General features: G+C 61.7%; 26 protein-coding genes. 21 read left to right on the plus strand and 5 right to left on the minus strand.

Translation table 11 applies throughout. The annotated features are described in order from the left end of the window. Window positions 1-63 precede the first annotated feature (63 nt). The 14 genes from fabF (at window position 64) to HX823_RS02680 (ending at window position 13,419) form a co-directional block, all read left to right on the plus strand. Window positions 64-1,308, plus strand: coding sequence for a beta-ketoacyl-ACP synthase II (fabF, locus tag HX823_RS02615; protein ID WP_016979749.1), 1,245 nt, complete (start codon window positions 64-66; stop codon window positions 1,306-1,308). Next, window positions 1,308-2,123 (plus strand): aminodeoxychorismate lyase, encoded by an 816-nt coding sequence (gene pabC, locus HX823_RS02620; RefSeq protein WP_177074056.1) that lies wholly within the window; start codon window positions 1,308-1,310, stop codon window positions 2,121-2,123. The genes fabF and pabC overlap by 1 nt, the downstream gene beginning before the upstream one ends. Before the next feature lies 1 nt (window position 2,124). After that, complete coding sequence (gene mltG / locus HX823_RS02625) at window positions 2,125-3,258, plus strand: endolytic transglycosylase MltG (RefSeq protein ID WP_177074057.1); 1,134 nt, start codon at window positions 2,125-2,127, stop codon at window positions 3,256-3,258. Window positions 3,259-3,277: 19 nt separating this feature from the next. Then, complete coding sequence (tmk, locus tag HX823_RS02630; protein WP_033901265.1) at window positions 3,278-3,910, plus strand: dTMP kinase; 633 nt, start codon at window positions 3,278-3,280, stop codon at window positions 3,908-3,910. Next, window positions 3,903-4,892 carry a DNA polymerase III subunit delta' gene (locus tag HX823_RS02635; RefSeq protein WP_038847785.1) on the plus strand — a complete coding sequence of 330 codons (990 nt, stop codon included), beginning with the start codon at window positions 3,903-3,905 and terminating at the stop codon, window positions 4,890-4,892. Before tmk ends, HX823_RS02635 begins: the two co-directional genes overlap by 8 nt. 63 nt (window positions 4,893-4,955) lie before the next feature. Then, window positions 4,956-5,741 (plus strand): TatD family hydrolase, encoded by a 786-nt coding sequence (locus HX823_RS02640; RefSeq protein ID WP_038847783.1) that lies wholly within the window; start codon window positions 4,956-4,958, stop codon window positions 5,739-5,741. A gap of 445 nt (window positions 5,742-6,186) precedes the next feature. Next, entirely contained in the window at window positions 6,187-6,840 is a 654-nt protein-coding gene (locus tag HX823_RS02645; RefSeq protein WP_016979740.1) for a TetR/AcrR family transcriptional regulator, read from the plus strand. A gap of 115 nt (window positions 6,841-6,955) precedes the next feature. Next, on the plus strand, window positions 6,956-7,924 hold the full coding sequence (locus HX823_RS02650; RefSeq protein ID WP_038847781.1) for a GTP 3',8-cyclase MoaA: 969 nt from the start codon (window positions 6,956-6,958) through the stop codon (window positions 7,922-7,924). A gap of 75 nt (window positions 7,925-7,999) precedes the next feature. Next, window positions 8,000-8,605: a DUF4823 domain-containing protein gene (locus tag HX823_RS02655; RefSeq protein ID WP_033901260.1), complete on the plus strand. Its 606-nt coding sequence runs from the start codon at window positions 8,000-8,002 to the stop codon at window positions 8,603-8,605. Between the two features lie 16 nt (window positions 8,606-8,621). Beyond that, on the plus strand, window positions 8,622-9,182 hold the full coding sequence (locus HX823_RS02660) for a DUF1285 domain-containing protein (RefSeq protein WP_177074058.1): 561 nt from the start codon (window positions 8,622-8,624) through the stop codon (window positions 9,180-9,182). 70 nt (window positions 9,183-9,252) lie between these two features. After that, complete coding sequence (locus tag HX823_RS02665) at window positions 9,253-9,966, plus strand: GntR family transcriptional regulator (RefSeq protein ID WP_033901258.1); 714 nt, start codon at window positions 9,253-9,255, stop codon at window positions 9,964-9,966. Beyond that, on the plus strand, window positions 9,963-10,964 hold the full coding sequence (locus tag HX823_RS02670; RefSeq protein ID WP_033901257.1) for an ADP-ribosylglycohydrolase family protein: 1,002 nt from the start codon (window positions 9,963-9,965) through the stop codon (window positions 10,962-10,964). The genes HX823_RS02665 and HX823_RS02670 overlap by 4 nt, the downstream gene beginning before the upstream one ends. Before the next feature lie 78 nt (window positions 10,965-11,042). After that, entirely contained in the window at window positions 11,043-12,509 is a 1,467-nt protein-coding gene (locus HX823_RS02675) for a cytosine permease (RefSeq protein WP_038847776.1), read from the plus strand. Continuing rightward, the gene (locus tag HX823_RS02680; protein WP_177074059.1) at window positions 12,502-13,419 is read left to right on the plus strand and encodes a PfkB family carbohydrate kinase; all 918 of its coding nucleotides are present in this window, start codon (window positions 12,502-12,504) and stop codon (window positions 13,417-13,419) included. The genes HX823_RS02675 and HX823_RS02680 overlap by 8 nt, the downstream gene beginning before the upstream one ends. A gap of 122 nt (window positions 13,420-13,541) precedes the next feature. Here the strand turns inward: HX823_RS02680 and HX823_RS02685 are convergent, their stop codons facing one another. From HX823_RS02685 to HX823_RS02695, 3 genes are all read right to left on the minus strand, one after another. Continuing rightward, window positions 13,542-13,805 (minus strand): hypothetical protein, encoded by a 264-nt coding sequence (locus HX823_RS02685; protein ID WP_033901254.1) that lies wholly within the window; start codon window positions 13,803-13,805, stop codon window positions 13,542-13,544. Between the two features lie 51 nt (window positions 13,806-13,856). Continuing rightward, window positions 13,857-14,189: a hypothetical protein gene (locus tag HX823_RS02690; RefSeq protein WP_038850345.1), complete on the minus strand. Its 333-nt coding sequence runs from the start codon at window positions 14,187-14,189 to the stop codon at window positions 13,857-13,859. A gap of 85 nt (window positions 14,190-14,274) precedes the next feature. Further along, entirely contained in the window at window positions 14,275-15,465 is a 1,191-nt protein-coding gene (locus tag HX823_RS02695; protein WP_177074060.1) for an MFS transporter, read from the minus strand. Between the two features lie 184 nt (window positions 15,466-15,649). Here HX823_RS02695 and HX823_RS02700 point away from each other — a divergent pair, with 184 nt between their 5' ends. From HX823_RS02700 to HX823_RS02725, 6 genes are all read left to right on the plus strand, one after another. After that, window positions 15,650-16,129 carry a GNAT family N-acetyltransferase gene (locus HX823_RS02700; RefSeq protein WP_010208407.1) on the plus strand — a complete coding sequence of 160 codons (480 nt, stop codon included), beginning with the start codon at window positions 15,650-15,652 and terminating at the stop codon, window positions 16,127-16,129. A 157-nt stretch (window positions 16,130-16,286) separates the two neighbouring features. Next, window positions 16,287-17,108: an SDR family oxidoreductase gene (locus tag HX823_RS02705; protein WP_177074061.1), complete on the plus strand. Its 822-nt coding sequence runs from the start codon at window positions 16,287-16,289 to the stop codon at window positions 17,106-17,108. A gap of 32 nt (window positions 17,109-17,140) precedes the next feature. Next, complete coding sequence (locus HX823_RS02710) at window positions 17,141-18,121, plus strand: substrate-binding domain-containing protein (RefSeq protein ID WP_033901250.1); 981 nt, start codon at window positions 17,141-17,143, stop codon at window positions 18,119-18,121. Continuing rightward, window positions 18,118-19,617, plus strand: a complete 1,500-nt coding sequence (araG, locus tag HX823_RS02715; protein ID WP_177074062.1) for an L-arabinose ABC transporter ATP-binding protein AraG — start codon at window positions 18,118-18,120, stop codon at window positions 19,615-19,617. Before HX823_RS02710 ends, araG begins: the two co-directional genes overlap by 4 nt. 17 nt (window positions 19,618-19,634) lie before the next feature. Then, the gene (gene araH / locus HX823_RS02720; protein ID WP_038850349.1) at window positions 19,635-20,600 is read left to right on the plus strand and encodes an L-arabinose ABC transporter permease AraH; all 966 of its coding nucleotides are present in this window, start codon (window positions 19,635-19,637) and stop codon (window positions 20,598-20,600) included. A gap of 183 nt (window positions 20,601-20,783) precedes the next feature. Then, on the plus strand, window positions 20,784-21,587 hold the full coding sequence (locus HX823_RS02725) for an IclR family transcriptional regulator (protein ID WP_177074063.1): 804 nt from the start codon (window positions 20,784-20,786) through the stop codon (window positions 21,585-21,587). On the opposite strand, the gene HX823_RS02730 is transcribed toward HX823_RS02725, so the two are convergent. Continuing rightward, on the minus strand, window positions 21,588-22,640 hold the full coding sequence (locus HX823_RS02730; RefSeq protein ID WP_177074064.1) for an NAD(P)-dependent alcohol dehydrogenase: 1,053 nt from the start codon (window positions 22,638-22,640) through the stop codon (window positions 21,588-21,590). It lies immediately after the preceding gene. A gap of 181 nt (window positions 22,641-22,821) precedes the next feature. Between HX823_RS02730 and HX823_RS02735 the strand changes: the two genes are divergently transcribed. Continuing rightward, on the plus strand, window positions 22,822-23,715 hold the full coding sequence (locus tag HX823_RS02735; RefSeq protein WP_177074065.1) for an AraC family transcriptional regulator: 894 nt from the start codon (window positions 22,822-22,824) through the stop codon (window positions 23,713-23,715). A gap of 193 nt (window positions 23,716-23,908) precedes the next feature. Here the strand turns inward: HX823_RS02735 and HX823_RS02740 are convergent, their stop codons facing one another. Next, complete coding sequence (locus HX823_RS02740; RefSeq protein WP_177074066.1) at window positions 23,909-25,573, minus strand: electron transfer flavoprotein-ubiquinone oxidoreductase; 1,665 nt, start codon at window positions 25,571-25,573, stop codon at window positions 23,909-23,911. Window positions 25,574-26,004 lie beyond the last annotated feature (431 nt).

Below are 26,004 nucleotides of genomic sequence, written 5' to 3' on the forward strand. Positions count from 1 at the left end.
TTTAGCCCTGATGAAAAACAAGCGCTGAAGCAAAAGTGTCGTCATTAGAAAAAGGAGAGTGCTGTGTCGCGTAGACGCGTCGTAGTCACCGGTATGGGTATGTTGTCGCCACTGGGCACGGATGTGCCGAGCAGTTGGCAGGGCATTCTGGCTGGCCACAGTGGTATTGGTCTGATCGAACACACGGACCTTTCTGCCTATTCCACCCGTTTTGGCGGCTCGGTAAAGGGTTTCAATGTCGAGGAATATCTCTCGGTCAAAGAATCCCGCAAACTCGACCTGTTCATTCAATACGGCCTGGCAGCCGGTTTTCAGGCAGTGCGTAACGCCGGCCTGGAAGTCACCGACGCCAACCGTGACCGCATCGGCGTGGCCATGGGTTCGGGTATTGGCGGTTTGACCAATATCGAAGAAACCAGCCGCACGTTGCACGATTCAGGCCCCCGTCGAATTTCACCGTTCTTCGTTCCGGGCTCGATCATCAACATGATTTCCGGTTTCCTGTCGATCCACTTGGGCGCACAGGGGCCTAACTACGCCATTGCCACGGCGTGCACCACCGGCACGCACTGCATCGGCATGGCGGCGCGCAACATCGCCTATGACGAAGCCGACGTGATGATCGCCGGCGGCGCTGAAATGGCGGCCTGCGGCCTCGGCATGGGCGGCTTCGGCGCGTCCCGTGCGCTGTCGACGCGCAACGACGAACCCACCCGCGCCAGCCGTCCATGGGACAAAGGCCGTGACGGTTTCGTACTGTCCGACGGTGCTGGTGCCCTGGTGCTGGAAGAGTTGGAACACGCCAAGGCGCGTGGCGCCACCATCTACGCCGAGCTGATCGGTTTCGGCATGAGCGGCGATGCGTACCACATGACATCGCCACCGTCCGACGGTGCCGGTGCTGCGCGCTGCATCACCAATGCCCTGCGCGATGCTAAGGTCAATGCGGACCAGGTGCAGTACATCAACGCCCACGGCACGTCGACCCCGACCGGCGACTTGGCGGAAGCCGAAGCCATCAAGTCGGTGTTCGGCGCACACGCCTACAACCTGGCGGTCAGCTCCACCAAGTCCATGACCGGCCACTTGTTGGGTGCGGCGGGCGCGGTCGAAGCGATCTTCAGCGTCATGGCCATCAAGGACCAGGTCGCTCCGCCGACCATCAACCTGGATGAGCCGGACGAAGGCTGCGACCTGAACTTCGTGCCTCACGAAGCACAACCGATGCCGATCGACGTGGTGATCTCCAACTCGTTCGGTTTTGGTGGCACCAACGGATCCCTGGTGTTCCGCCGGTTCGCCGAGTGATGCACAGCTGGGTCGACGGTCAGCCAGCGGACAGCGTGCCCCTGAAAGATCGCGGCCTGGCGTATGGCGATGGGCTGTTCGAGACCATCGCCGTCAGGGCCGGGCAGCCGGTGCTGCTCGACCGTCACTTGCAGCGCCTCGATGAGGGTTGCAGGCGCCTCGCCTTGATTGCGGACCCCGTGGTGATCCGCAGCGAAGTGCTGGCCTATGCCGCCGCCCTCGGCGACGGTGTCCTCAAGTTGATCCTCACCCGTGGCGACAGCCTGCGCGGTTATGGCATCAACCCTGGCGCGCCGGTGCGCCGTATCTTGCAGGGCAACCCGCCCGCTACCTATCCCCACGCCCATGCAGTCGACGGTATTCGTCTGTTTGCGTGTGCGACCCGCTTGGCCGAACAGCCGTTGCTGGCTGGTCTCAAGCACCTCAATCGCCTGGAGCAGGTGATCGCCCGCGCCGAATGGCAAGACGCCGAGCACGCTGAAGGCTTGATGTTGGATGTGTCCGGCCGTGTCATTGAAGGCGTATTCAGCAACCTGTTCCTGGTGCGCAACGGCTTGTTACTAACCGCTGATCTGACCCGTTGCGGCGTTGCCGGCGTGATGCGTGCCGAGATTCTGGCCCAGGCACATACCCTCGGAATCCCGGTGGCCGTGGCCGACATCGATCTTGAGCAGTTGCAGCAGGCCGACGAAGTCTTCGTGTGCAACAGCGTTTATGGCATTTGGCCGGTGCGCGGTTGCGCTGGGATGAGCTGGCCGGTTGGGCCGCTCACCCGTAAACTGCAGGGCATTGTTCGCGCGCTATTGGAAATTTGAGTTGATACGAAAACTGGTTGTACTGCTGCTGATCGGTCTGTTCTCGGCGGCGTTGCTGTTGGGCTATGGCGCGTGGAAATACGACGCGGCCCTGAAGCAGCCCTTGAACCTGACCCAGGAGCAATTGCTCGACGTACCGGCTGGGGCGACCCCCACCGGTACCTTCAATCGCCTGGAAGCCGACGGCGTGCTGGATGGCGCCTTCTGGTTGCGCCTGTACTGGCGTTTCAACCTCGACGGCCAGCCGCTGCACAGCGGCGAATACCGCATGACCCCTGGCATGACGGCGCAAAGCCTGATCGGCCTGTGGCAGCGGGGTGAAGTGGTGCAATACAGCCTGACGCTGGTGGAAGGCTGGAACTTCCGCCAGGTGCGCTCGGCGCTGGCCAAGCATGAAAAGATCGTGCAGACCCTCGCAGGCCTGAGCGACACGGAGCTGATGGACAAGCTCGGTCACCCCGGCGTGTTTCCCGAAGGGCGGTTCTTCCCCGATACCTATCGCTTTGTGCGTGGGATGACCGACGTCGAATTCCTGAAAAAAGCCTACAACCGTCTGGACGATGTCCTCGCCCAGGAGTGGAGCAAGCGTGCGGCCGATGCGCCGTACACCGACCCTTATCAAGCGTTGATCATGGCCTCCCTGGTGGAGAAAGAGACGGGCGTGCCTGAAGAGCGTGGGCAGATTGCCGGTGTCTTTGTGCGTCGCCTGAAGGTCGGCATGCTGTTGCAGACCGACCCGACGGTGATCTACGGCCTGGGCGAGCGCTACAACGGCAAGTTGACCCGTGCGCACCTCAAGGAAGCCAACCCTTACAACACCTATATGGTCGCCGGCCTGCCGCCGACGCCCATCGCCATGGTCGGCCGGGAGGCGATCCATGCCGCGCTGAACCCGGTGCCGGGCAGCAGCCTGTATTTCGTCGCACGGGGTGATGGCAGCCATATTTTCTCTGATGACCTGGATGCGCATAATGCCGCCGTGCGCGAGTTCCAGCTCAAGCGCCGCGCCGACTACCGCTCCAGCCCGGCGCCAGTGGTGAAGCCTGCGGAAGATGCAACGCCGCCGGCCGATGTGCCCGTTGAAAAGCCGGCCGAGTCCGCGCCAGATGTTGAAGCGCCGCAAAACCCGCAATAATTCTGACTAAGGACTGCCTGTGACTGGCTTGTTTATAACCCTGGAAGGCCCTGAAGGCGCCGGCAAAAGCACCAACCGCGATTACCTGGCTGAGCGCTTGCGCAGCGAAGGGATCGAAGTGGTGCTGACCCGCGAGCCCGGTGGCACGCCGCTGGCCGAGCGTATCCGCGAGGTGCTGCTGGCGCCGGGTGAAGAGCAGATGAACCCGGACACCGAGCTGCTGCTGGTGTTCGCCGCCCGTGCCCAGCACCTGGCCGAAGTGATTCGTCCGGCCCTGGCACGCGGTGCCGTGGTGATCTGCGACCGGTTCACCGATTCCACCTATGCCTACCAGGGCGGTGGTCGGGGCCTGTCCCTGGAGCGCATCGCCACGCTCGAAACCTTCGTTCAAGGCGACTTGCGTCCTGACCTGACCCTGGTCTTTGACCTGCCGGTGGAAGTGGGCCTGGCCCGCGCCAGCGCCCGTGGTCGCCTGGATCGTTTCGAGCTGGAAGGCCAGGCCTTCTTTGACGCCGTACGCACCGCGTTCCTCAAGCGCGCTGCGGCCGAGCCTGCGCGCTACTACCTGCTGGACGCCGCCCAACCGCTGGCCCAGGTGCAACACGCCATCGACGCGCTGTTGCCGACACTGCTGGAGCGCGCCCGTGGCTGAAGCCTACCCGTGGCAGGACAGCCTGTGGCAACAACTGGCTGGCCGTGCCCAGCACGCCCACGCCTACCTGTTGCATGGTCCGGTTGGGATCGGCAAGCGAGACCTGGCCGAGCGCCTCATGGCCAGCCTGCTGTGCCAGCGCCCGGTCAACCTGGAAGCCTGCGGCGAGTGTAAGTCCTGCCTGTTGCTCAAGGCTGGCAGCCACCCGGACAACTACGTGCTGGAGCCCGAGGAAGCCGACAAGGCGATCAAGGTCGACCAGGTGCGCGACCTCGTCAGCTTCGTGGTGCAGACCGCGCAGATGGGCGGGCGCAAGGTTGTGTTGATCGAGCCGGTGGAGGCGATGAACATCAACGCCGCCAACGCCTTGCTCAAGAGCCTGGAAGAGCCGTCCGGCGATACCGTGTTGTTGCTGGTCAGCCACCAGTCCAGCCGTTTGTTGCCGACCATCCGCAGCCGTTGCGTACAGCAGGCGTGCCCACTGCCGAGCGAGGCCATGAGCCTCGAATGGCTCGCGCAGGCGTTGCCGGAGTGCAGCGCGGATGAACGGGTCGAACTGCTGACCCTGGCGGCCGGCTCACCCTTGGCGGCGGTGAAGCTGCACGCCCAGGGCGTGCGTGAGCAACGCGCGCTGGTGGTGGAGGGCGTGAAGAAACTCATCAAGCAGGAAGTCTCCGCCACCCAGCTGGCCGAAACTGCCTGGAAGGACATTCCCCTGCTGCTGCTGTTCGATTGGTTCTGCGACTGGTCGAGCCTGATCCTGCGCTACCAGCTGACCCAGGATGAAAACGGCCTGGGCCTGCCGGACATGCGCAAAGTGGTGCAGTACCTGGCGCAGAAAAGTGCCCAGGACAAAGTGCTGACGATCCAGGACTGGATCCTCGCCCAGCGCCAGAAGGTGCTCGGCAAGGCCAACCTTAACCGCGTGCTGTTGCTTGAGGCGCTGCTGGTGCAATGGGTCGGCTTGCTTGGCCGCCGTTAATTTCCGTGGCCGACGGGTGTATCGTCGGCCAGACATTTTTCGTGATTTAAGTTGTAGATCCCTATGCTCGTAGATTCCCATTGCCATCTTGATCGCCTCGACCTGGCCCAACACGGCGGCTCCCTGGATGCTGCCCTCGAAGCCGCGCGCCAGCGCGGGGTAGGGCACTTCCTGTGCATCGGCGTCAGCGCGGAAAACGCAGCCGACGTCAAAGCCCTGGCTGATCGCTACGCCGATGTGGATTGCTCGGTGGGCATTCACCCGCTGGACCTCAAGCCCGGTGAAGCCCCAGCGCTTGATTGGCTGCTGACTGAACTCAATCATCCTCGTGTAGTGGCCATCGGCGAAACCGGCCTGGATTACCACTACGAGCCCGAAGCGGCGCAGTTGCAGCAGGCGTCGTTCCGCCTGCACCTGCAAGCCGCCCAGCAGACCGGCAAACCGGTGATCGTCCACACCCGTGGCGCGCGTGCCGACACCCTGACCCTGCTGCGCGAAGCCGCGCTGCCTCAGGCCGGCGTGTTGCATTGCTTCACCGAAGACTGGGACATGGCCAAGGCGGCCCTGGACCTGGGGTTCTACATCTCCCTGTCGGGCATCGTCACCTTCCGCAACGCCGACGCCCTGCGTGACGTCGCACGCCAGGTGCCGGCCGACCGTCTGCTGGTGGAAACCGACTCGCCGTACCTGGCGCCCATCCCCCATCGCGGCAAGCCGAACCTGCCCGAGTATGTGCGCGATGTGGCGGATTACCTGGCGATGTTGCGCGGCGAGTCCTACGAGCGGTTTGCCGAACAGACTACCGAGAACTTCAAGCGCCTGTTCCCGCTTGCTCACGTCGCTGGCTGACGCGGCCAAATCCCAGGCAAAAAAAACCCGGGTTCTGGGGGGTGAATCCGGGCTAAGACCATTAGGAGTAAAACAAGGGTACGCGGTCCGTTGGTACCCAGGTCGGCGCGTCACTTGGGGGAGATGTCACGCAGACAGTTCAAGTATTGATCAGTATCCGATTCAGTCCAGTCGCGACTGGTCGTTTTTTAAACAGATTTGGAATACGCGCGCTTCGCTTGAGTTCTCATTGGGTAGGCGCACGGCGGCAGTTGTTGCGTATTATTTCTGACTGAGATCCATGAAAACGTTGGCGCACTGAAAGTAAAGTGCGTTTCGGGTTCACATAGGCATTGCCCAGCGACCGTTCAGTCGGGATAATCCCTCGCACCGGGTAAATCGTATCGCCGCGTATCCGTGGCCCTGCGTCACCCTCCCTATTTTGACCTTTGCAGACCTCTTCCTCATGCACAAAGAACCCCGTAAGGTCCGTGAGTTTCGCCGCCGTGAGCAGGAAATTCTCGACACCGCACTCAAACTGTTCCTCGAACAGGGTGAAGACAGCGTCACCGTCGAGATGATCGCGGATGCCGTGGGTATCGGCAAAGGCACGATCTACAAGCACTTCAAGTCCAAGGCCGAGATCTACCTGCGCCTGATGCTCGACTACGAGCGTGACCTGAACGAACTGCTGCATTCGGCCGATGTGGACAAGGACAAGGAAGCCCTGTCCCGCGCCTACTTCGAGTTCCGCATGCGCGACCCGCAGCGCTATCGCCTGTTCGACCGCCTGGAAGAGAAGGTGGTCAAGGGCCATCAGGTGCCGGAGATGGTCGAGGAACTGCACAAGATCCGTGCGTCGAACTTCGAACGCCTGACCCTGTTGATCAAGGGTCGCATCAGCGAAGGCAAGCTCGAAGACGTGCCGCCGTATTTCCACTACTGCGCCGCCTGGGCGTTGGTGCACGGCGCCGTGGCGCTGTATCACTCGCCATTCTGGAGCAATGTGCTGGAAGATCAGGAAGGGTTCTTCCAATTCCTGATGGACATCGGCGTGCGCATGGGCAACAAGCGCAAGCACAGCACCGAGCAGCCGCCGCTGGAATCGCCTTCCACGTAATGATTTGCTGCCACGCGTAGTACCCCAGGAATATACTCAGGCAAGGACTCTTGCTAAAAGCTGATTTATCAGTCAGCTTTTAGCGCGCCCGAATCATCCTCTGCCGGAGTGATCCATGATCGTTGATCGTCAAGGCAGGCGTTTTCGCAATTTGCGGATCAGCCTGACCTCAGCCTGCAATTACGCGTGTACCTACTGCGTGCCCAACGGCAAGCGGCTGGTGGCTGCCCAGGACGAACTCTCGGCCGAGGCCATGGCCCGTGGCGTGGCTTACCTGATCGAGGCAGCCGGCATCGACCGCCTGCGCATCACCGGCGGTGAACCGCTGGTCAGTCCCAAGCTGGAAGCCTTCATGGGTGCCGTCGGGCAAATGGGCTTGAGTGACATCAGCCTGACCACCAATGGTCAACTGCTCGCGCGCAAACTGCCGCTGTTGGTGGACGCCGGGATCAAACGCATCAACGTCTCCCTCGATACCCTGGATGCGGACGCCTTCCGCAGCATCGCCCGTGGCGGCGACCTGGCCACCGTGCTCGACGGCATGGACCAGGCCCGCACCGCCGGAATCAAGATCAAGGTCAACATGGTGCCGTTGCGCGGCCAGAACCTCGACCAGGTGATGCCGCTGCTCGAGTACTGCCTGGAGCGGGGTTATGAACTGCGCTTTATCGAGCTGATGCGCATGGGCCACCTGGCCAAGGACTCCAACGCATTCCTGCAGCAATTTGTAAGCCTGCAACAACTGCTCGGCCTGATCGGCGAACAGCATGAATACCTGCAAGCCAGTGCGCCCATTGACGCGACGGCGGTGCGTTATGAAATACCCGGCAAGGGCTATTTCGGCGTCATCGCCAACGAAAGTGTGCCGTTCTGCCGGACCTGCTCGCGGTTGCGGTTGTCGTCCACGGGTTGGTTACATGGTTGCCTGTCGTCGAGTAACCGCCACTATGTCGGCGACCTGCTCGACAAGCCTCGCCATCAAGCATTGCCGGCGCTGCAGGGCCTGTTGATGAAGGCGTTGGGCGACAAACAGGAAGTCGCCTTCTCCGGCGGCGCGACCATCATGAAGATCATCGGCGGCTAGTGTTCCAAGCTGGCGCAGAACCTGCATCTCACGCCCATTCGCCGGTTTTCCGTCACCGGCTTCTGGAGGATTAGGATGCGTAGTCTGGTTTTGTTGCTGGCGTCGTTGACGCTGAGTGGTTGCATGACCGTCAGCGATATGGCCGAAGGCACCCGCTATCAGATGAGCGATGCCGGTTTGCTGGATCACAGCGATACCCGTCGCACCGCCTCGGTTCGCATACAGCCGGATTCTTTCGTATTTATCGCCCAAGGCGCCTTTGTGCCGCCGGGCAGCGCTTATCCGCGTCCAAACGTGGTGGCCGAGGAAGCCTTCAACGGCTTTATCGAGTATTTCCCCATGGTGCGTCGCGCCCGTCAGCCGGAAGGCCTGGAGCAGGCAATGTCCGAAGCGCGTGCGGCCGGTGCTCACTACCTGCTGTACTGCCGTTTCGCCAAGGCGGATGACCGTATCGGCAACGCCGATGAGTGGGCCGACCAGGAAGCCCTCGACCGTGTCGGGTTGGACAGCGGCGTCATCCAGATCATGTTGATCGAGACCAGCACCCAGTATTTGATTGATACTGCACGTATTCGCAGTCGTGGCGGTTTACTGACGTTCCACGACAACAAGCCAGAAGATCTGATTGCCCGCCCGCTGCGCCAGTACGCTCGCAGTCTGCTGGGCATGAGTGATCAATAAGCACCAGGAGAACCCCATGACCGATTCCGCCAAGGCCAACGATCTGTTGGCCCAACTGCCCAAAGGCAAGGGGCCGGCGCCGGTACATCTGTGGAACCCGGACTTCTGCGGCAACATCGACATGCGCATCGCCCGCGACGGTACCTGGTTCTACCAGGGCACGCCGATCGGGCGTAAGCCGATGGTCAAGCTGTTCTCAAACATCATCCGTCGCGATGGCAATGATTACTTCCTGGTCACTCCCGTGGAAAAGGTCGGCATCAGCGTCGATGATGCGCCGTTCGTGGCCGTAACGCTGGAGGTCGAAGGGCAGGGCGAGGGCCAGGTTCTGCGCTTTACCACCAACGTGGACGATCAAGTCGAAGCGGGCCTTGAACACCCCTTGCGGGTGGTGATCGACCCAGTCACCCAGGAACCTGCGCCCTATCTGCGGGTGCGCAACAACCTCGAAGCCCTGGTGCATCGCAATGCGTTCTACCAATTGGTGGAGCTGGCGGTGAGCCGTCCGATCAACGGTCAGAACTGGCTGGGCGTCTGGAGCGGCGGCGAGTTTTTCCGTATCGGCCTGGAGCCCTGAGGCCGGTTTTTTCATCTCCCTGAAATAATTCGCTTGCTGCAAACGACCGCTTTCGGTTATCAATTTGTACATGATTAGACATGTTCGATTTGATAAGAAAAAACGCGTCGTCGACGAGCTCATCCGCCGTATCGAGGGTGGGGTGATGGCCGACGGTTTCCTGTTGCCGGGCGAGCACCAACTGGCCGAAGAGTTTGCGGTCAGCCGTGGCACCCTGCGCGAAGCCCTCGCCGAGCTCAAGCGACGTAACTACATCGCGACCCAGAGCGGCGTCGGCTCCATCGTCACCTTTGACGGCATGGTGCTCGATCAACGCAGCGGTTGGGCGCAGGCCCTGGCCGACACAGGCGCGCGAGTGAACACCGACATCCTGCGCCTGGAAGCGGTGACCCGTCCCGACCTGTTCAGCCGTTTCGGCAGCGACCAATTCATTGCCCTTGATCGCCGTCGCCGCACCACCGACGGCACGGCAGTCTCGCTGGAACGCTCGTTGATGCCCGCATCTGGCGGCCTGGAAAGTTTGCCTAAAGTCGGCCTGATCGATAATTCCCTGACCATCACCCTGGCCGCCTACGGTTACGTCGGCGCCGAAGGTGACCAATGGATCGGCGCCGAACCCCTCAGCGACGAAGACGCCGAATTGCTCGGCCGCCCTGCGGGCACGGTGTTTCTCAAGGCCTCACGGACCACCTACGACCGCCGTGAGCGTTTCATGGAGCATGTCGAAAGCTTGCTCGACCCGCTGCACTTTCGCCTGCACCTTCAGTTTGGAAACCCGAAATGACCCCGCACACTCGCGCCCTCGGCGCTTTCTACGGCTTGGCGTTGGGCGATGCCCTGGGCATGCCGACCCAGTCCTTGAGCCGCGAGCAGGTCCGCGCGCGTTTCGGTGCCATCACTGGCCTGGAAGACGCCGACGCCGACCAGCCGATTGCGCCGAACATGCCCGCCGGTTCCATCACCGATGACACCGAGCAGGCGATTCTGGTGGGCGAGTTGCTGGTGGAAGGGCAGGGCGTGATCGAGCCGACGGTGCTCGCCCAGCGTTTGATCGACTGGGAAGCGGTGATGCGCGCCAAGGGCTCGCAGGATCTGCTCGGCCCGTCCACCAAGCGTGCGATCGACATGATTCTCGCCGGTCACACCCCTGAAGAGTCCGGTCGGTATGGCACCACCAACGGCGCTGCGATGCGCATCACCCCGGTGGGAATCGCCGCCGACGTCAGCGACCCGGCGCGGTTTATTCAGGCGGTGATCCAGGCCTGCCAGGTTACCCATAACACCACCCTGGGGATTTCCAGCGCGGCGGCGGTGGCGGCGGTGGTCTCGGCCGGCATCAACGGCGTGGACCTGGGCGAAGCACTGAACATCGGCACCCAGATTGCCCAGCAAGCGGAAGGCCACGGTCACTGGATTGCCGGCGGGCGTATTTCCACGCGCATCAGTTGGGCGCGCACCTTGAGCGTCGGCAGCGGCGACAAAGCTCTGTTCGCCGACTTGCTGTACGAATTGATCGGCACCTCCGTCGCGTCCCAGGAGTCGGTGGTGGTCTCGTTCGCCCTGGCCCAGCAAGTGGCGGTGGGCGAGTTGAACGCCTTCGAAGCGCTGTGTCTGGCCGCCAGCCTTGGCGGCGACACTGACACCATTGCCGCCATTCTCGGCGCCATGCTGGGCGCGTGCCTAGGACTGCAGTGCTGGCCTGAGGCGATGATCGAACAGGTCAAGCAGGTCAATGGCCTGGAGTTGCAGCCGCTGGTTCAAGAGCTGTTGAAAATGCGCTGACTCAGGACGACCGGAAACACGATTCGCTTTGTACCCCTGCCACAACCACAACAATACAGGCACCAGGAGCACCCCCTCATGAGCAGCACCTCTTCCGGCCAAAGTGCCGGGCAATTGGAAACACGCGGCATCGAACCGGTCCCTGAAGGCGAGTGCAACGGGCACCCGCTGCAACTGTTCTGGGTGTGGTTCGCCGCCAACATCAGCATCCTCGGCTTGCCGCTCGGCGCCACGTTAGTGGCGTTTCGCGGCCTGGCGATCTGGCAGGCGATTATCGTGGCGATCCTCGGCGCTGCCGGCTCGTTCGCGGTGGTGGGCATCATCTCCATTGCCGGTCGTCGTGGACGTGCGCCGAGCCTGACGCTGTCCCGCGCCATCTTCGGTGTGCGTGGCAATATCGGGCCGACGCTGGTGTCGCTGATGTCGCGCCTGGGCTGGGAAACCGTCAACACCACCACGGCCGCGTTTGTGCTGCTGTCGTTGTGCTCGATCCTGTTTGGTTCGCCGGTCGAGGCGAAAAGCGCACCGGTGCTGACCCTGATCTTTATCGCGATCTTCGTGCTGCTGACCCTGTCGGTTTCCGGTCTGGGCCACGCCACGTTGCTGGTGATTCAGAAGTGGGCCACCTACGTCTTCGGCGCCTTGAACATCCTGGTGGGCGGCTTCCTCTGCGCCACCATCGATTGGAGCGCGGTGTTCAACGCGACCCCGGCGCCGTTGAGCGCGATGATCATCGGCGTCGGTACCATGGCCGCCGGTACGGGTATCGGTTGGGCGAATGCTGGCGCCGACATGTCGCGCTACCAACACCGCAGCGTCACGGCTGTGCGCCTGGTGGCCTCGGCCGCGTTTGGCGCGGGCATTCCGCTGGTGTTGCTGATCACCCTCGGCGGCCTGCTGTCGGTGGGCAACAACGACCTGGCCTCGGCCACCGACCCGATCGTCGCGATCCGCGACATGCTGCCGACCTGGATGGCGGTGCCGTACCTGATCACCGCGTTTGGTGGCCTGCTGTTGTCCAACAACCTGTCGGTGTACTCGGCGGGCCTGACCACGCTGACGCTGGGGCTGAAGGTCAAGCGCGTGCATGCGGTGATCGTCGACATCGTGGCGATCTTCGCCGGCTCGATCTACTTCATGCTGATCGCCGACAGTTTCTACGGCCCGTTCATCACCTTCATCTCGTTGCTGGCCGTGCCGATTACGGCGTGGGTCGGCATCTTCGTGGTTGACCTGATCCACCGTCACTACTACAGCCCCAAGGACCTGCTGGACGTGAGCCCAAGCAGCGTCTACTGGTATCGCGGCGGTGTGGAATGGCGTGCGTTCGGCGCCTGGGCGGTGGCGATCGTGCTGGGCTTCAGCTTCACCACCATCGGCACCACCGCCGAAAATATCTGGTTCGCCGGGCCTTTGTCCGACTCCTGGCTGGGCCACAACGGCCTGGGCTGGATTGTCACCTTCGTGGTGGCCGGCGGGATTTATGCAGTACTGGGTGGCGCCGCTGACCGTCGCCCGGCTTTGGTAGAGCGTCCTAATGTCTAGATTGCTGCACACAGGCCAAGTCATCGTCGACCTGGTCATGGCCCTCGATACTTTGCCCGCCACCGGCGGCGATGTGCTGGCGCAATCGGCCAGCTTTGAGGCCGGAGGGGGCTTCAATGTGATGGCGGCCGCGCGGCGCAATGGGTTGCCGGTGGTTTACCTCGGCCGTCATGGCAATGGGCGCTTTGGTGACCTGGCCCGTGCGGCGATGCAGGCCGAAGGGGTCGAAATGGCTCAGACGGCCAGCACCGATAAAGACACCGGTTTGTGTGTCTCGCTGACCGAGGCCACCACCGAGCGCACCTTCATTTCCCATCTCGGCGCTGAAGGTGACTTGAGTGCCGAGGACCTGGCGCGCGTGGTCCCGCAACCGGACGATTACGTGTATGTCAGCGGCTACAGCCTGTTGCTGGAAGGTAAGGCGCAGGCATTGCTCGACTGGCTGCTGGCGCTGCCGCGAGCGATCACCGTGGTGTTCGATCCGGGCCCGTTGGTCAAGGCGCCTGACTCCACGCTGATGGTGGCGTTGCTGCCGCGTATCGATATCTGGACCAGTAATGGCCCGGAAGCCCTGGCCTTTACCGGGGCGGGTACGGTGGCGGATGCGCTGGTCGATCTCAATCGTCACCTGCCCGTGGAGGCCTTGCTGGTGGTGCGGGATGGACCGAATGGTTGCTGGGTCAGCCGCAATGGCCAGGCGCAGCATGTGCCGGGGTTCAAGGTGAAGGCGGTGGACAGCAATGGCGCGGGGGATGCCCATGCGGGGGTGTTTATGGCAGGGTTGGCGAATGGCCTGGCACCCGCTCAAGCGGCACGTCGTGCCAATGCGGCAGCGGCGTTGGCGGTGACACGCTGGGGGCCAGCAACCTCACCCGGCACTGCGGAGGTCGATGCTCTACTAGCTGGCTGAATGCGGACAAAACTGTGGGAGCGGGCTTGCTCGCGAAGGCGGAGTGTCAGGCAAAGATTTGCCACTGATACTCCGCCTTCGCGAGCAAGCCCGCTCCCACATTTTGTTTTGTATGAGGGCTGTTAGAGCGTTTCAGACTCCAACTTACGCGCCTCATCCACCCCGGACGCCGTCAGCTTGATCGGCAGATTCAACGCGTACTCACCGGCCGCGTCAGTGGTCACATGCCCATCCTTGATCAACCCACGGTCCTGCAGGAATGCCAAGACACTGGCCACCTCTTTTTCGCCGCGGTAGTTATCCAGCACCTCCTTGCCCAGCCCTTGCGGATGAGCGTGCAGCAGGCGGGTGAGGACTTCTTTCTCAAGGTTTCTATCGACGTTCATGCGTACCTCTTCACTGGGAAATGATCGGGTGTTCGTCTTGCGTTCGATGGATCAAGGCGCAGGTTGTTTCGGCGCACCTGGGACGTTGGAGTCATCGCCCTTGTTGATATTGGGCTGATTGACCGCCGGGCCCATTTTGCCGTTACCGACGGCGGCAGGCGCTTGGCGCTGGTTATCGTTGCCTTGGGTGCGCGGGTCAGCGCCGGGCTCAATGACCGCGCCACCATTGGTGTCCATGCCGGTACCCATGGATTTCTGCGACTCGGTGGTGGCATTCGGTGTTGGATCGGTTGGCCCGGTGGTCGAGCTGGCGGCAAAGGCGCTCAGCGACGCAGCAGACAACAGGCCCGTGAGGGCGAGGGCAGCAAACTTGGAATTTTTCATGAGGGTGTCTCCATATGATTAATGTCCTTACCCTCTATTGGTCAGCCCGGCCTTGGTGTTCGTGCCTGGGTGGCGACGAACGGTCTTAGCTCACCTGTAAGATTTTGTGTGCCGAGGCCCGCCGCCAGACCAGCCTGGCGACGCTGATCAACCAATTGATCAACGCCACTGCCGTCACACTCAGCAGCAGCGATTGCAGGCCATATTCGACGATGATCCGCCCGGCCAGCAGCGGGAAACCGAATACCCCGACGAAGTACCCAAGGCTGAACAGCAGCAACGCCTGGGGCGTGGTGCCGAAGGGCGCTTCATTGGCCACCAGTCCGTTGATCACCGAGTACGTCAGCCCATAACCCACGCCCAGGGTGATGGCGGCGAGCAGGTAGCTGAAGGTCCCCGATACCGTGAAGCCGAACATCAACACCGACACCAGCATCAGCCCCGACAACACGCACGCCGAGCGATAGGCATCCCGCTTGACGACAAGCCCTGCAATCAACAAACGGCTGGTAATTGCCGCGCTCAGGAAACCCAGGAAGAACAGCGAATAGTCCAACGAATGCGCCGCTGCATAGCTGGTCTGGAACGAGGACAACCCACCGAACACACAACCGCCCAGGCCGACCATGATGATCGCGAACACAGCCTTCGATGACAGCACCTGGCGCGTGGCACGCCAGGAGATTTTTGCCACTGCTGCGTCTTGCTTGAGATGAGCGCCCAGTCGCCAGAACATCACCACACCGACAAGGCTGGCGCAGGCCGCGATGTAGAACGCGCTGGTCAGCGGCAGCCCCAACGCGCTCGCCGCGCGGCCGAGCAAGGGGCCGGCCCCTATTCCGCTCATCATGCTGCCGGACAACAAAGCAAAATACTTCGCCCGCTGTTGCGGTTCTACCAGCAGGGCCACGATGATCGGCCCCAAGGTATAGAACACTCCCCAACCGAGCCCCAGCGCCAGGCCAAACCCCATCAAGCCCTGGCCGAACCCAGGCATCAGTGCAAAACCCAGGCACGCCACCACCAACAGCAGGCCCATTCCCGCAATCGCCCGCGCCGCGCCCAGCGCATCGGCCAAATGCCCGGAGACCACCACGGCCACAAAGGTGCTGAGCATTGCCATGGAGATCACACTGCCGGCATCGTGCTCGTTGCCGCCGCGCGTATGAATCAGCAACGACAACAGAAAGGTCGAGCCGTAAGACAGCGACAATAGAAAACTGGCAAGGCAAAACAGGGCGAACAACGGCGTGCTCACTGCAGATTTGGAATGCATGGGATGGCCTGGAAGTCATTGGAGTTATGCCGGACGTTTTACCATGCACCGCTTGGCCGATTGTTGTGGGGTTGCTGGTGCCAGCGTTACCTGTGGGCGGAGTAAGGGCACGTGGTGAAATTGCACTGCAATCCGTCACGAAAGCGCCTTAGTATGTGTGCTTTGAAATTGCCAAGGCTCGCCCATGACCATCGAGATTCGCCCCGCCGTGCCCAGCGATGCTGCGCAAATCCTGACCTTCATCACGGAGCTGGCCGAGTACGAAAAAGCCCGGCACGAAGTGATCGCCAGTGTGGTGGACATCGAGCGCAGCCTGTTCAGCGAGGGCGCCACCGCCCATGGACTGATCTGCTTGCGCGACGGCTTGCCGATTGGTTTTGCGGTGTTCTTCTTCAGCTATTCCACCTGGTTGGGCAGCAACTGCCTGTACCTGGAAGACCTCTACATCAACCCGGAACAGCGCGGCGGCGGGGCGGGCAAGAAGCTGCTGCGTCACTTGGCGAAGATCGCCTTCGATAACGGTTGCGGGCGCTTCGAGTGGAGCGTGCTGGACTGGAATGAACCGGCGATTGCCTTCTACAAATCCATCGGCGCCCAGCCCCAGGAAGAGTGGGTGCGCTACCGCATGGAAGGCGACGCACTGCGCGACTTCGCCCTCGGCTGACGGAGAAGGCCCTACAAATAACCGGCGACGATTCGCCGGTTTTTTTGTTTCTGTGCTCACTATGTGGGATGCAAATTTATATATTGAGATATTTCAAATGATGGGTTTATAGTCGGCTGCATCAGCACTCACTACCAAAAATAAAACAGGTGAAGCGATGCAGGCACAACCCTTGTCACTCCCCGCCGTGCCCGAGCCCACCTACGGCGAGCGGCTCAAAGGCAAAGTGGTGATCATCACCGGCGCCGCCCAAGGCATTGGCGAGGCGATCGTCGCGTGTTTCCAGGCGCAGCAGGCGCAATTGATCATCGCCGATATCCAGGGCGAAAAAGTCGAGAAGGTCGCCGCCCACTGGCGTGAGCGCGGCGCCGACGTCTACGCGCAGGCCGTCGACATCACCTCGAAAGATCAATGGCAGGCGCTGGTCAACCTGGCCATCGAGCGCTTCGGTCGGGTGGATGTGCTGGTCAACTGCGCCGGGGTCAATGTGTTCCGCGACCCGCTGGAAATGACCGACGAAGACTGGCGCCGCTGCTTCGCCATCGACCTCGACGGTGCCTGGTTCGGCTGCCGCGCGGTGTTGCCGCACATGATCGAGCAGGGCATCGGCAACATCATCAACATTGCGTCCACCCATTCCAGCCACATCATCCCCGGCTGCTTTCCCTATCCCGTGGCCAAGCACGGCCTGCTCGGCCTGACCCGCGCCCTCGGCATCGAATACGCGCCCAAAGGTATCCGCGTGAACGCCATCGCGCCGGGCTACATCGAAACCCAGCTCAACGTCGACTACTGGAACGGTTTCGCCGACCCCCACGCTGAGCGTCAGCGCGCGTTCGACCTGCACCCGCCCAAGCGCATCGGCCAGCCGGTGGAGGTGGCGATGTCGGCACTGTTCCTGGCGACTGACGAGGCGCCCTTTATCAATGCAACCTGCCTGATGATCGATGGCGGGCGTTCTGTGATGTACCACGACTAAAGCGTTTTCCAATAACAAGAAGGAGGTGGTCCATGTTCAAGAAGACTCTAGGCACCCTGGCGCTGGCAATGGCGTTCAGCAGCGTGGCGCTCGCCGAGGAAGTGAAGATCGGCTTCCTGGTCAAGCAGGCCGAAGAACCCTGGTTCCAGACCGAATGGGCCTTCGCCGAAAAAGCCGGCAAGGACCAGGGTTTCACCGTCATAAAGATCGCCGTGCCGGACGGTGAAAAAACCTTGTCGGCCATCGACACCCTGGCCGCCAATGGCGCCAAGGGCTTCGTGATCTGCCCGCCGGACGTGTCCCTCGGCCCGGCGATCATGGCCAAGGCCAAGCTCAATAACCTCAAAGTGCTGGCGGTGGACGATCGTTTCGTCGACGCCAAGGGCAAGCCCATGGAAGACGTGCCTTACGTCGGCCTGGATGCCTACAAGATCGGCCAGAAACAAGGCGAAGCCATGGCCGCCGAAGCCAAGCATCGCAACTGGGACTGGAAAGAAACCTACGCCGTCATCAACACCTTCGATGAGCTGGAAACCGGCAAGAAACGCACCGACGGTTCGGTCGAAGGCCTCAAGGCTGCCGGCTTGCCCGCCGACCACATCCTGTTCAGCGCGCAGAAAACCCTCGACGTACCGGGCAGCATGGACGCCACCAACTCGGCCCTGGTGAAACTGCCCAGCGGCGCGAAAAACCTGATCATCGGTGGCATGAACGACAGCACCGTACTGGGCGGCGTGCGCGCCACCGAAAGCGCCGGTTTCAAGGCGGCGAACGTGATCGGCGTGGGTATCAACGGCACCGATGCGATTGAAGAGCTGAAGAAAACCGACACCGGCTTTTACGGCTCGATGCTGCTGAGCCCTGACGCCTCCGGCTATAAAACCGCCAGCGCCATGTTCGAGTGGGTCACCAAGGGCACCGAGCCTGCCAAGTTCACCGCGTTGGACAACGTGACCCTGATCACCCGCGCCAACTTCAAGGAAGAGTTAAGCAAAATCGGGCTGTGGAAATGACCGGCGCGGCCCTGCGCTTCAACGGCATCGGCAAGGAATTTCCCGGTGTGAAAGCCCTGGCGCAGATCAGCTTTGAAGCGCGGCCGCGCCAGGTGCATGCGCTGATGGGCGAGAACGGCGCGGGTAAGTCGACGCTGCTGAAGATCCTCGGCGGTGCTTACTTGCCGAGCAGTGGTTCGCTGCAGATCGGCGAGCAGACCATGGACTTCAAGTCGGCCGCCGACAGCATTGCCAGCGGTGTGGCGGTGATCCACCAGGAGCTGCACCTGGTGCCGGAAATGACCGTGGCCGAGAACCTGTTCCTTGGGCATTTGCCGACGCGTTTCGGGGTGGTCAACCGCAGCCAGTTGCGCAAGCAAGCGTTGGCCTGCCTCAAAGGCCTGGCGGATGAAATCGACCCGGACGAAAAGCTCGGTCGCCTGTCCCTCGGTCAGCGCCAGCTGGTGGAAATCGCCAAGGCGTTGTCCCGTGGCGCCCATGTGATTGCCTTCGACGAACCCACCAGCAGCTTGTCGGCGCGCGAGATCGACCGCTTGATGGCGATCATCACCCGCCTGCGCGATGAGGGCAAAGTCGTGCTCTATGTGTCGCACCGTATGGAAGAAGTGTTCCGCATCTGCAACGCGGTGACGGTGTTCAAGGACGGCCGTTATGTGCGCACTTTCGATGACATGAATGCGCTGACTCACGACCAGTTGGTGACCTGCATGGTCGGTCGCGATATCCAGGATATCTACGATTACCGGCCACGGGAACAGGGCGAAGTGGCGCTGAAAATCGAGGGCTTGCTCGGACCGGGCCTGCGTGAGCCGGTCAATCTGCAGGTACACAAGGGCGAGATTCTTGGCCTGTTCGGACTGGTCGGTGCAGGGCGTACGGAGCTGTTTCGGCTGCTCAGCGGGTTGACCCGCAGCACCGCCGGTAGCCTTGAACTCTGCGGGCAAACGCTGCGCTTGCAGTCACCCCGTGACGCCATCGCAGCCGGTGTGCTGCTGTGCCCGGAAGACCGCAAGAAGGAGGGCATTATTCCGCTGTCCAGCGTGGCCGAGAACATCAACATCAGCGCGCGGGGCGCCCATTCCACCTTTGGTTGGCTGCTGCGAGACGGCTGGGAAACGGCCAACGCCGACCGGCAGATCAAGGCGATGAAGGTCAAGACGCCCAACGCCGAACAGAAAATCATGTACCTCTCCGGCGGCAACCAGCAGAAGGCCATTCTCGGCCGCTGGCTGTCGATGCCGATGAAGGTGCTGCTGTTGGACGAGCCGACCCGTGGCATCGACATCGGCGCCAAGTCGGAGATCTACCAGATCATCCACAACCTGGCCGCCAGCGGTATTGCGGTGATCGTGGTGTCCAGCGACCTGATGGAAGTCATGGGCATCAGCGACCGCATCCTGGTGATGAGCGAAGGCGCCCTGACCGGCGAACTCACCCGCGACCAAGCGGATGAGGCTCGGCTATTGCAACTGGCTCTCCCGCGTTCGCGGGCTTGAAGAATTCGAGGTGAATGATGTCTGAGGTAAAAACTGCAAAGGGCTTCTGGCCGGGTTTCAACCAGCGTAAGTTCCTCGATGACTGGGTGATGCTGCTCGCCGCGTTGGGCATCTTTGTGCTCAGCGCGTTGTTTATCGATAACTTCCTTTCGCCGCTGAACATGCGCGGGTTGGGCCTGGCGATTTCTACCGTGGGTATTGCGGCGTGCACCATGCTGTTCTGCCTGGCGTCGGGGCACTTCGACTTGTCGGTGGGCTCGGTGATTGCCTGTGCTGGCGTGGTTGCGGGCATTGTGATCCGCGACACCGACAGCGTGGTGCTCGGCGTGTCCGCCGCGTTGGCCATGGGCCTGGTGGTGGGGCTGATCAACGGCATTGTCATCGCCAAGCTGCGCATCAACGCGTTGATTGCGACCTTGGCGACCATGCAGATCGTACGCGGCCTGGCGTACATCTTTTCCAACGGCAAGGCCGTCGGCGTGATGGACGAAGGTTTCTTCGTGTTCGGCAACGGCCAGCTGATGGGTGTGCCGGTGCCGATCATCATCACTGTGCTGTGCTTTGTGTTCTTTGGCTGGCTGCTGAACTACACCACCTACGGGCGCAACACCATGGCCATCGGCGGTAACCAGGAAGCGGCGTTGCTGGCCGGGGTGAACGTTGATCGCACCAAGATCATCATCTTTGCCGTGCACGGCTTGATCGGCGCCCTGGCCGGGGTGATCCTCGCCTCGCGCATGACCTCGGGCCAGCCGATGATTGGGCAAGGTTTTGAGCTGACCGTGATCTCGGCGTGTGTACTGGGCGGGGTGTCGCTGAGCGGCGGCATCGGCATGATCCGTCACGTGATTGCCGGGGTGCTGATTTTGGCGATCATCGAGAATGCGATGAACCTGAAGAACATCGACACCTTTTACCAGTATGTGATCCGGGGTTCGATCCTGCTTCTTGCGGTCATCATCGATCGCATGAAACAGCGCTAGGAAGAACACCGCCTAACCCCTGTGGGAGCGGGCTTGCTCGCGAAGGCGGTGGTTCAGTAAGTACATCTTTGACTGACACACCGCCTTCGCGAGCAAGCCCGCTCCCACATTTGGATCTCCACTGTATTGAGGTCCGTGATTTGCCATAATGGCGCCGTTTTCGTACTCCCCAATAGGCCCGATATGCAGGAAAACGCCCACACCCCCGTCAAAGACGCCGCCCCCACCGGCACCCAGACCCTGCTGCGTGGCCTGGGCGTGGTGCAAGCGGTGGCGGCCGGTGCGCGGGATCTGAAAGAGATCGCCAAGCGCATCGGCACCACCCGCAGCACCACCCACCGCCTGGCCAGTTGCCTGGTGGAAGAGCGTTACCTGCGGGTGGTGCCACAGGTCGGTTACCTGCTGGGGCCGAAGTTGATCGAGCTGGGTTTCCAGGCGCGGGAAGAGCTGCCGCTGGTGACTCTGGCGATCCCCTATCTGGATGAATTGTCGGCGCTGACCGGCGACACCATCCACTTGGCCATCCGCGAATACGACGACGTGCTGTACCTGCACAAGAACCCCGGCCGCAACGGCCCGGAAATGCGCTCACGGGTCGGCCATCGCATGCCGCTGGCACGCACCGGGATCGGCAAGGCCTTGCTGTTGGATGACACGGTCGCAGAGTGGCAGCGCCTGTACGAAGTCAGCCTGCCGGCGGGTGGGAAAAGCCTGCAATGGCCGCAGCACCCGGAGCAATCCTGGGCACAGTTCGAGCAGCGCATGCATGAATACGTGGTGGGCGGTTATGCGTTCGACCTGGAAGACAACGAACCGTCGATCCGTTGTGTGGCCGCTCCGGTGCGCGATGCCAGCCGGCGCATCGTCGCCGGCATCAGCATCGCCAGTACCGTGCCCTACATGCCGCTGGAGAAAATGGCCGAGCTGATTCCTGTGGTCAAACAGGTCGCAGGCCGGCTGTCGGCGGAGTTGGGCGCGAAGGCCTGATCAGGCCTTCAACGTCGCCATGTCGATGACAAAGCGGTACTTCACGTCGCCGGCGATCATGCGGCTGTAGGCTTCGTTGATATTGCGGATGTCGAGCATTTCGATGTCGCAGGTGATGCCGTGCTCGGCGCAGAAATCCAGGACTTCCTGGGTTTCGGCAATACCACCGATCAACGAACCGGCCAGCACCTTGCGGCCCAGCACCAGCTTGGCGGCGTTGACGGGCGGGTCCACCGGCTCGATCAGGCCGACCAGGATATGCACGCCGTCAAAGCGCAGCACGTCGAGGTAGGGGTTCAGGTCGTGCTGCACAGGGATGGTGTCCAGCAGGAAGTCGAAGCTGCCGGCGGCGGCTTTCATCTGGGCTTCGTCGGTGGACACGATCACATGATCGGCGCCCTGGCGACGGCCTTCTTCGGCCTTGCTTGCCGAGCGCGTGAACAAGGTCACTTCCGCGCCCATGGCCTTGGCAAACTTGATGCCCATATGGCCGAGGCCGCCCATGCCCAGCACGCCGACTTTATCGCCGGCCTTCACGCCGTAGTGCTTGAGCGGCGAGTAGGTGGTGATGCCGGCGCAGAGGATCGGCGCGGCGCTGGCCAGGTCAAGCTTGGCCGGGATCTTCACCACGAAATGTTCGCTGACCACGATGCTGTCGGAGTAACCGCCCATGGTGTTGCTGCCATCGACGCGGTCTGGGGTGGCGTAGGTCATGGTCGGGCCTTCGAGGCAGTATTGCTCCAGGTCCGCTTGACACGCGTCGCAGTGACGGCACGAATCGACCATGCAGCCCACGCCCACCAGGTCACCGACTTTGTGCGCGGTGACGTTGGCACCAATGGCGGTGACCTTGCCGACGATCTCGTGGCCAGGCATCAGTGGGTACACGGCGATGCCCCACTCGTTGCGGGCCTGGTGGATGTCGGAGTGGCAGACGCCGCAGTACAGGATCTCGATCGCCACGTCATCGGCACGCGGGCTGCGGCGCTGGAACGACATGGGGGCGAGGGGAGTGGTGGCCGACTGGGCGGCATAACCGATGGCGGTGTACATGGGGAAACCTCGCAAAAGCAATGACAGGTGAGGCGGCGCATTCTCCGCGCCGGGTCCTGATGCGGCCATGGCGATTGCTCCGAGTCTCATGCCTATTCGTCCGGGAGTGCCCCGTGTTTGGATCCTTGTGACGCCAGACCTGCGATGATGTTCTCATCCCCTTTTCGCGAAGTTTTTTGCCATGCTGCTCACCCGCCATCTCGACGCCAACGCCACACTGGTGTCCTTGATTGAGGGGCTTACGCCCTGCGACGGTTTTTCCCCAACCAACCTGCCCGGCGTGCAAGTGCTGCGCGCCAGTTGCGACGTGGCGCGTGGGCCGCAGATCTATGAACCGAGCCTGATGTTCGTGGCCCAGGGCAGCAAAGTCGCCTACCTCGGGCCGCGTACGCTGGAGTATGGCGCCGGGCATTACCTGATCCAGGCGATGCCGGTGCCGTTCGAATGCGAGACCTTTGCCATGGCCTCCGACGCGCCGTTGTACGGCGTCACGGTGGGCATTGACCGCGTGGTGCTGGGGGAACTGGTCATGGCCATGGGCATTCAGGCCGGGCCGCCACCGACGGCGCAGACGCTGGAGTCGATGAGTTCGGTAATGCTCGATGACGCGATGCGCGGCGCCGTCGAACGCCTGTTGGAATGCCTGCACGATCCGCTGGAAAGCCGGATCATGGGCCCGGCGCGGGTCAGGGAAGTGTTGTTCACCGCGTTGCGGGGCCCGCAGGCGGATGTATTGCGGGCGCTGGTGGAACAGCAGGGGCAGTTTTCGCGGATCGCCACGTCGTTGAATCACTTGCATGCCCATTACGCCGAGCCGCTGAATATCGAGACGCTGGCGGGGTATGCGCACATGAGTGCGTCGACGTTTCATGAGCATTTCAAGCGCTGTACGTTGTTGTCGCCGGTGCAGTACTTGAAGCGTCTGCGCTTGCTCAAGGCCCAGCAACTGTTGCTGGTGGAGGGCATGGGCGTAGCGCAGGCGGCGCATAACGTGGGTTATCAGAGTACGTCGCAGTTCAGTCGGGAATATAAGCGCTATTTCCTGCGCAATCCCGGTGAAGAACGCGCCGCATAATTCCACCAGGCACAACACCGTAAATGTGGGAGCGGGCTTGCTCGCGAATACGGTGGGTCAGCTAACACATTCCTCAACTGACAGGCCGCCTTCGCGAGCAAGCCCGCTCCCACATTTGACCGAGGTGACTGGCTTTTTTCGGGCCACAAAAAAGGCTCCCATTTGGGAGCCTTTTTTTATTCAAGCAGCGGGCTTACATGTTCGGGTAAGTCGGCCCACCCGCACCTTCCGGCGTGACCCAGGTGATGTTCTGCGAAGGGTCCTTGATGTCACAGGTCTTGCAGTGCACGCAGTTCTGGGCGTTGATCTGGAAGCGCTTCTCGCCGTCTTCCTTGGTGATCACTTCATACACGCCGGCCGGGCAGTAGCGCTGCGCCGGTTCATCGTAGAGCGGCAGGTTGGTGCCGATCGGGATGCTCGGGTCCTTGAGCTTCAAGTGGCACGGTTGCTCTTCTTCGTGGTTGGTACCGGAGATGAACACCGAGCTCAACTTGTCGAAGCTCAGCTTGCCGTCGGGTTTCGGGTAGTCGATCTTCTTGCTGTCCTTGGCCAGCTTGAGGCAGGCGTAGTCCGGCTTGGTGTCGTGCAGGGTGAACGGCATCTTGCCGCCCAGGATGTTCTGGTCGAACCAGTTGAAGCCGGCGCCGATGATCGGGCCGAACTTGTGCATTGCCGGGCCGAAGTTGCGGCTGGCGAACAGTTCTTCGTAGAGCCAGCTGGATTTGAAGCTGTCGACGTAAGCGGTCAGTTCATCACCGCCTTCGGAGTCGGCGAACAGGCGGTCGGCCACGGCGTCGGCGGCGAGCATGCCAGACTTCATCGCGGTGTGGCTGCCCTTGATCTTGGCGAAGTTCAGGGTGCCGAGGTCGCAACCGATCAATGCGCCACCTTTGAAGACCATCTTCGGCAGCGAGTTCAGGCCGCCTTTGCAGATGGCGCGGGCGCCATAGCTGATGCGTTTGCCGCCTTCCAGGTACTGGGCCAGCACCGGGTGGTGCTTGAGGCGCTGGAACTCATCGAACGGCGACAGGAAGGTGTTGCTGTAGGACAGGTCGACGATCAGGCCAACGACTACCTGGTTGTTTTCCAGGTGATAAAGGAACGAGCCACCGGTGTTTTCGGCGCTCATGATGTCCAGCGGCCAACCGGCGGTGTGCACCACCAGGCCAGGTTGGTGCTTGGCGGGGTCGATTTCCCAGATTTCCTTCAGGCCGATGCCGTAGTGCTGGGCGTCGGCGTCGCTGTCCAGGTTGAAGCGCTGGATCAGTTGCTTGCCGATGTGGCCACGGCAACCTTCGGCGAACAGCGTGTACTTGCCGCGCAGTTCCATGCCAGGGGTGTAGACGCCTTCTTTCGGGTTGCCTTCACGGTCGACGCCGAGGTCGCCGGTGATGATCCCGCGCACCACGCCGTTTTCGTCGAACAGCGCTTCCTGGGCGGCGAAGCCTGGGTAGACTTCCACGCCCAGGTTCTCGGCCTGCTGGGCCAGCCAGCGGCACAGGTTGCCCAGGGAGATGATGTAGTTGCCTTCGTTGTGCATGGTCTTGGGCACAAAGAAGTCAGGCACCTTGGTGGAGGCTTCGGGGCTGCGCAGTACATAGATGTCGTCGCGCACCACCGGGGTGTTGAGCGGGGCGCCGAGTGCTTTCCAGTCCGGGAACAGTTCGTTCAGGGCGCGGGGTTCGAACACGGCACCGGAGAGGATATGCGCGCCGACTTCGGAGCCTTTCTCGACCACGCAGACGCTGATTTCCTTACCGGCTTCGGCGGCCTTCTGCTTCAGTCGGCAGGCGGCAGACAGTCCCGCCGGGCCAGCGCCGACGATGACCACGTCGAATTCCATGTATTCGCGTTCCACAGGCTATCTCCTACTCAAGGCTCAACAGGCTTTTTTTTCTAATGGGTGGAGGTTCGGTGTCGTCTTGCGGCAACGGCAAGACCCACCTTTCTCTCTAGGTGGCGCATTATATCTACACCACTGCCAGCGTCCAATACAAACGTTTGTTTGAATTGCCCGCAGGCTAGGTAAATCAAAGTGGTGCGGCTTATGACTGGCTATTTTGCCGTATTGACCAGAATAGGTGTTCCGGTCAATATACGGTCGGTTTTGCGCTAACCGTAGGCAGACTGCAGGTTTCAAGAGCACGTCCAAAAGCAAGACAGGTGGCGCGCGTCCAGACACTGGCGCGCAGTTTACACGCTGCGATAAAGAATGACCTCTCAGTCACCACTGACGAACGGTCATCATTTCCCGTGAGCAAGGTCACCGCCTGCGTTTTTGGAGGTGCC

Origin of the sequence: Pseudomonas sp. P7759 (genome assembly GCF_013386445.1) — a bacterium.
Lineage (GTDB): Bacteria > Pseudomonadota > Gammaproteobacteria > Pseudomonadales > Pseudomonadaceae > Aquipseudomonas > Aquipseudomonas azotoformans_A.

Excerpts from the sequence above, each read along its gene's own strand:
- pabC (WP_177074056.1), top strand. The coding sequence starts at position 1,308 with ATGCACAGCTGGGTCGACGGTCAGCCAGCGGACAGCGTGCCCCTGAAA.
- HX823_RS02640 (WP_038847783.1), top strand. The coding sequence starts at position 4,956 with ATGCTCGTAGATTCCCATTGCCATCTTGATCGCCTCGACCTGGCCCAA.
- HX823_RS02645 (WP_016979740.1), top strand. The coding sequence starts at position 6,187 with ATGCACAAAGAACCCCGTAAGGTCCGTGAGTTTCGCCGCCGTGAGCAG.
- HX823_RS02650 (WP_038847781.1), top strand. The coding sequence starts at position 6,956 with ATGATCGTTGATCGTCAAGGCAGGCGTTTTCGCAATTTGCGGATCAGC.
- HX823_RS02655 (WP_033901260.1), top strand. The coding sequence starts at position 8,000 with ATGCGTAGTCTGGTTTTGTTGCTGGCGTCGTTGACGCTGAGTGGTTGC.
- HX823_RS02660 (WP_177074058.1), top strand. The coding sequence starts at position 8,622 with ATGACCGATTCCGCCAAGGCCAACGATCTGTTGGCCCAACTGCCCAAA.
- HX823_RS02665 (WP_033901258.1), top strand. The coding sequence starts at position 9,253 with ATGATTAGACATGTTCGATTTGATAAGAAAAAACGCGTCGTCGACGAG.
- HX823_RS02670 (WP_033901257.1), top strand. The coding sequence starts at position 9,963 with ATGACCCCGCACACTCGCGCCCTCGGCGCTTTCTACGGCTTGGCGTTG.
- HX823_RS02675 (WP_038847776.1), top strand. The coding sequence starts at position 11,043 with ATGAGCAGCACCTCTTCCGGCCAAAGTGCCGGGCAATTGGAAACACGC.
- HX823_RS02680 (WP_177074059.1), top strand. The coding sequence starts at position 12,502 with ATGTCTAGATTGCTGCACACAGGCCAAGTCATCGTCGACCTGGTCATG.
- HX823_RS02685 (WP_033901254.1), bottom strand. The coding sequence starts at position 13,805 with ATGAACGTCGATAGAAACCTTGAGAAAGAAGTCCTCACCCGCCTGCTG.
- HX823_RS02690 (WP_038850345.1), bottom strand. The coding sequence starts at position 14,189 with ATGAAAAATTCCAAGTTTGCTGCCCTCGCCCTCACGGGCCTGTTGTCT.
- HX823_RS02695 (WP_177074060.1), bottom strand. The coding sequence starts at position 15,465 with ATGCATTCCAAATCTGCAGTGAGCACGCCGTTGTTCGCCCTGTTTTGC.
- HX823_RS02700 (WP_010208407.1), top strand. The coding sequence starts at position 15,650 with ATGACCATCGAGATTCGCCCCGCCGTGCCCAGCGATGCTGCGCAAATC.
- HX823_RS02705 (WP_177074061.1), top strand. The coding sequence starts at position 16,287 with ATGCAGGCACAACCCTTGTCACTCCCCGCCGTGCCCGAGCCCACCTAC.
- HX823_RS02710 (WP_033901250.1), top strand. The coding sequence starts at position 17,141 with ATGTTCAAGAAGACTCTAGGCACCCTGGCGCTGGCAATGGCGTTCAGC.
- araG (WP_177074062.1), top strand. The coding sequence starts at position 18,118 with ATGACCGGCGCGGCCCTGCGCTTCAACGGCATCGGCAAGGAATTTCCC.
- araH (WP_038850349.1), top strand. The coding sequence starts at position 19,635 with ATGTCTGAGGTAAAAACTGCAAAGGGCTTCTGGCCGGGTTTCAACCAG.
- HX823_RS02725 (WP_177074063.1), top strand. The coding sequence starts at position 20,784 with ATGCAGGAAAACGCCCACACCCCCGTCAAAGACGCCGCCCCCACCGGC.
- HX823_RS02730 (WP_177074064.1), bottom strand. The coding sequence starts at position 22,640 with ATGTACACCGCCATCGGTTATGCCGCCCAGTCGGCCACCACTCCCCTC.
- HX823_RS02735 (WP_177074065.1), top strand. The coding sequence starts at position 22,822 with ATGCTGCTCACCCGCCATCTCGACGCCAACGCCACACTGGTGTCCTTG.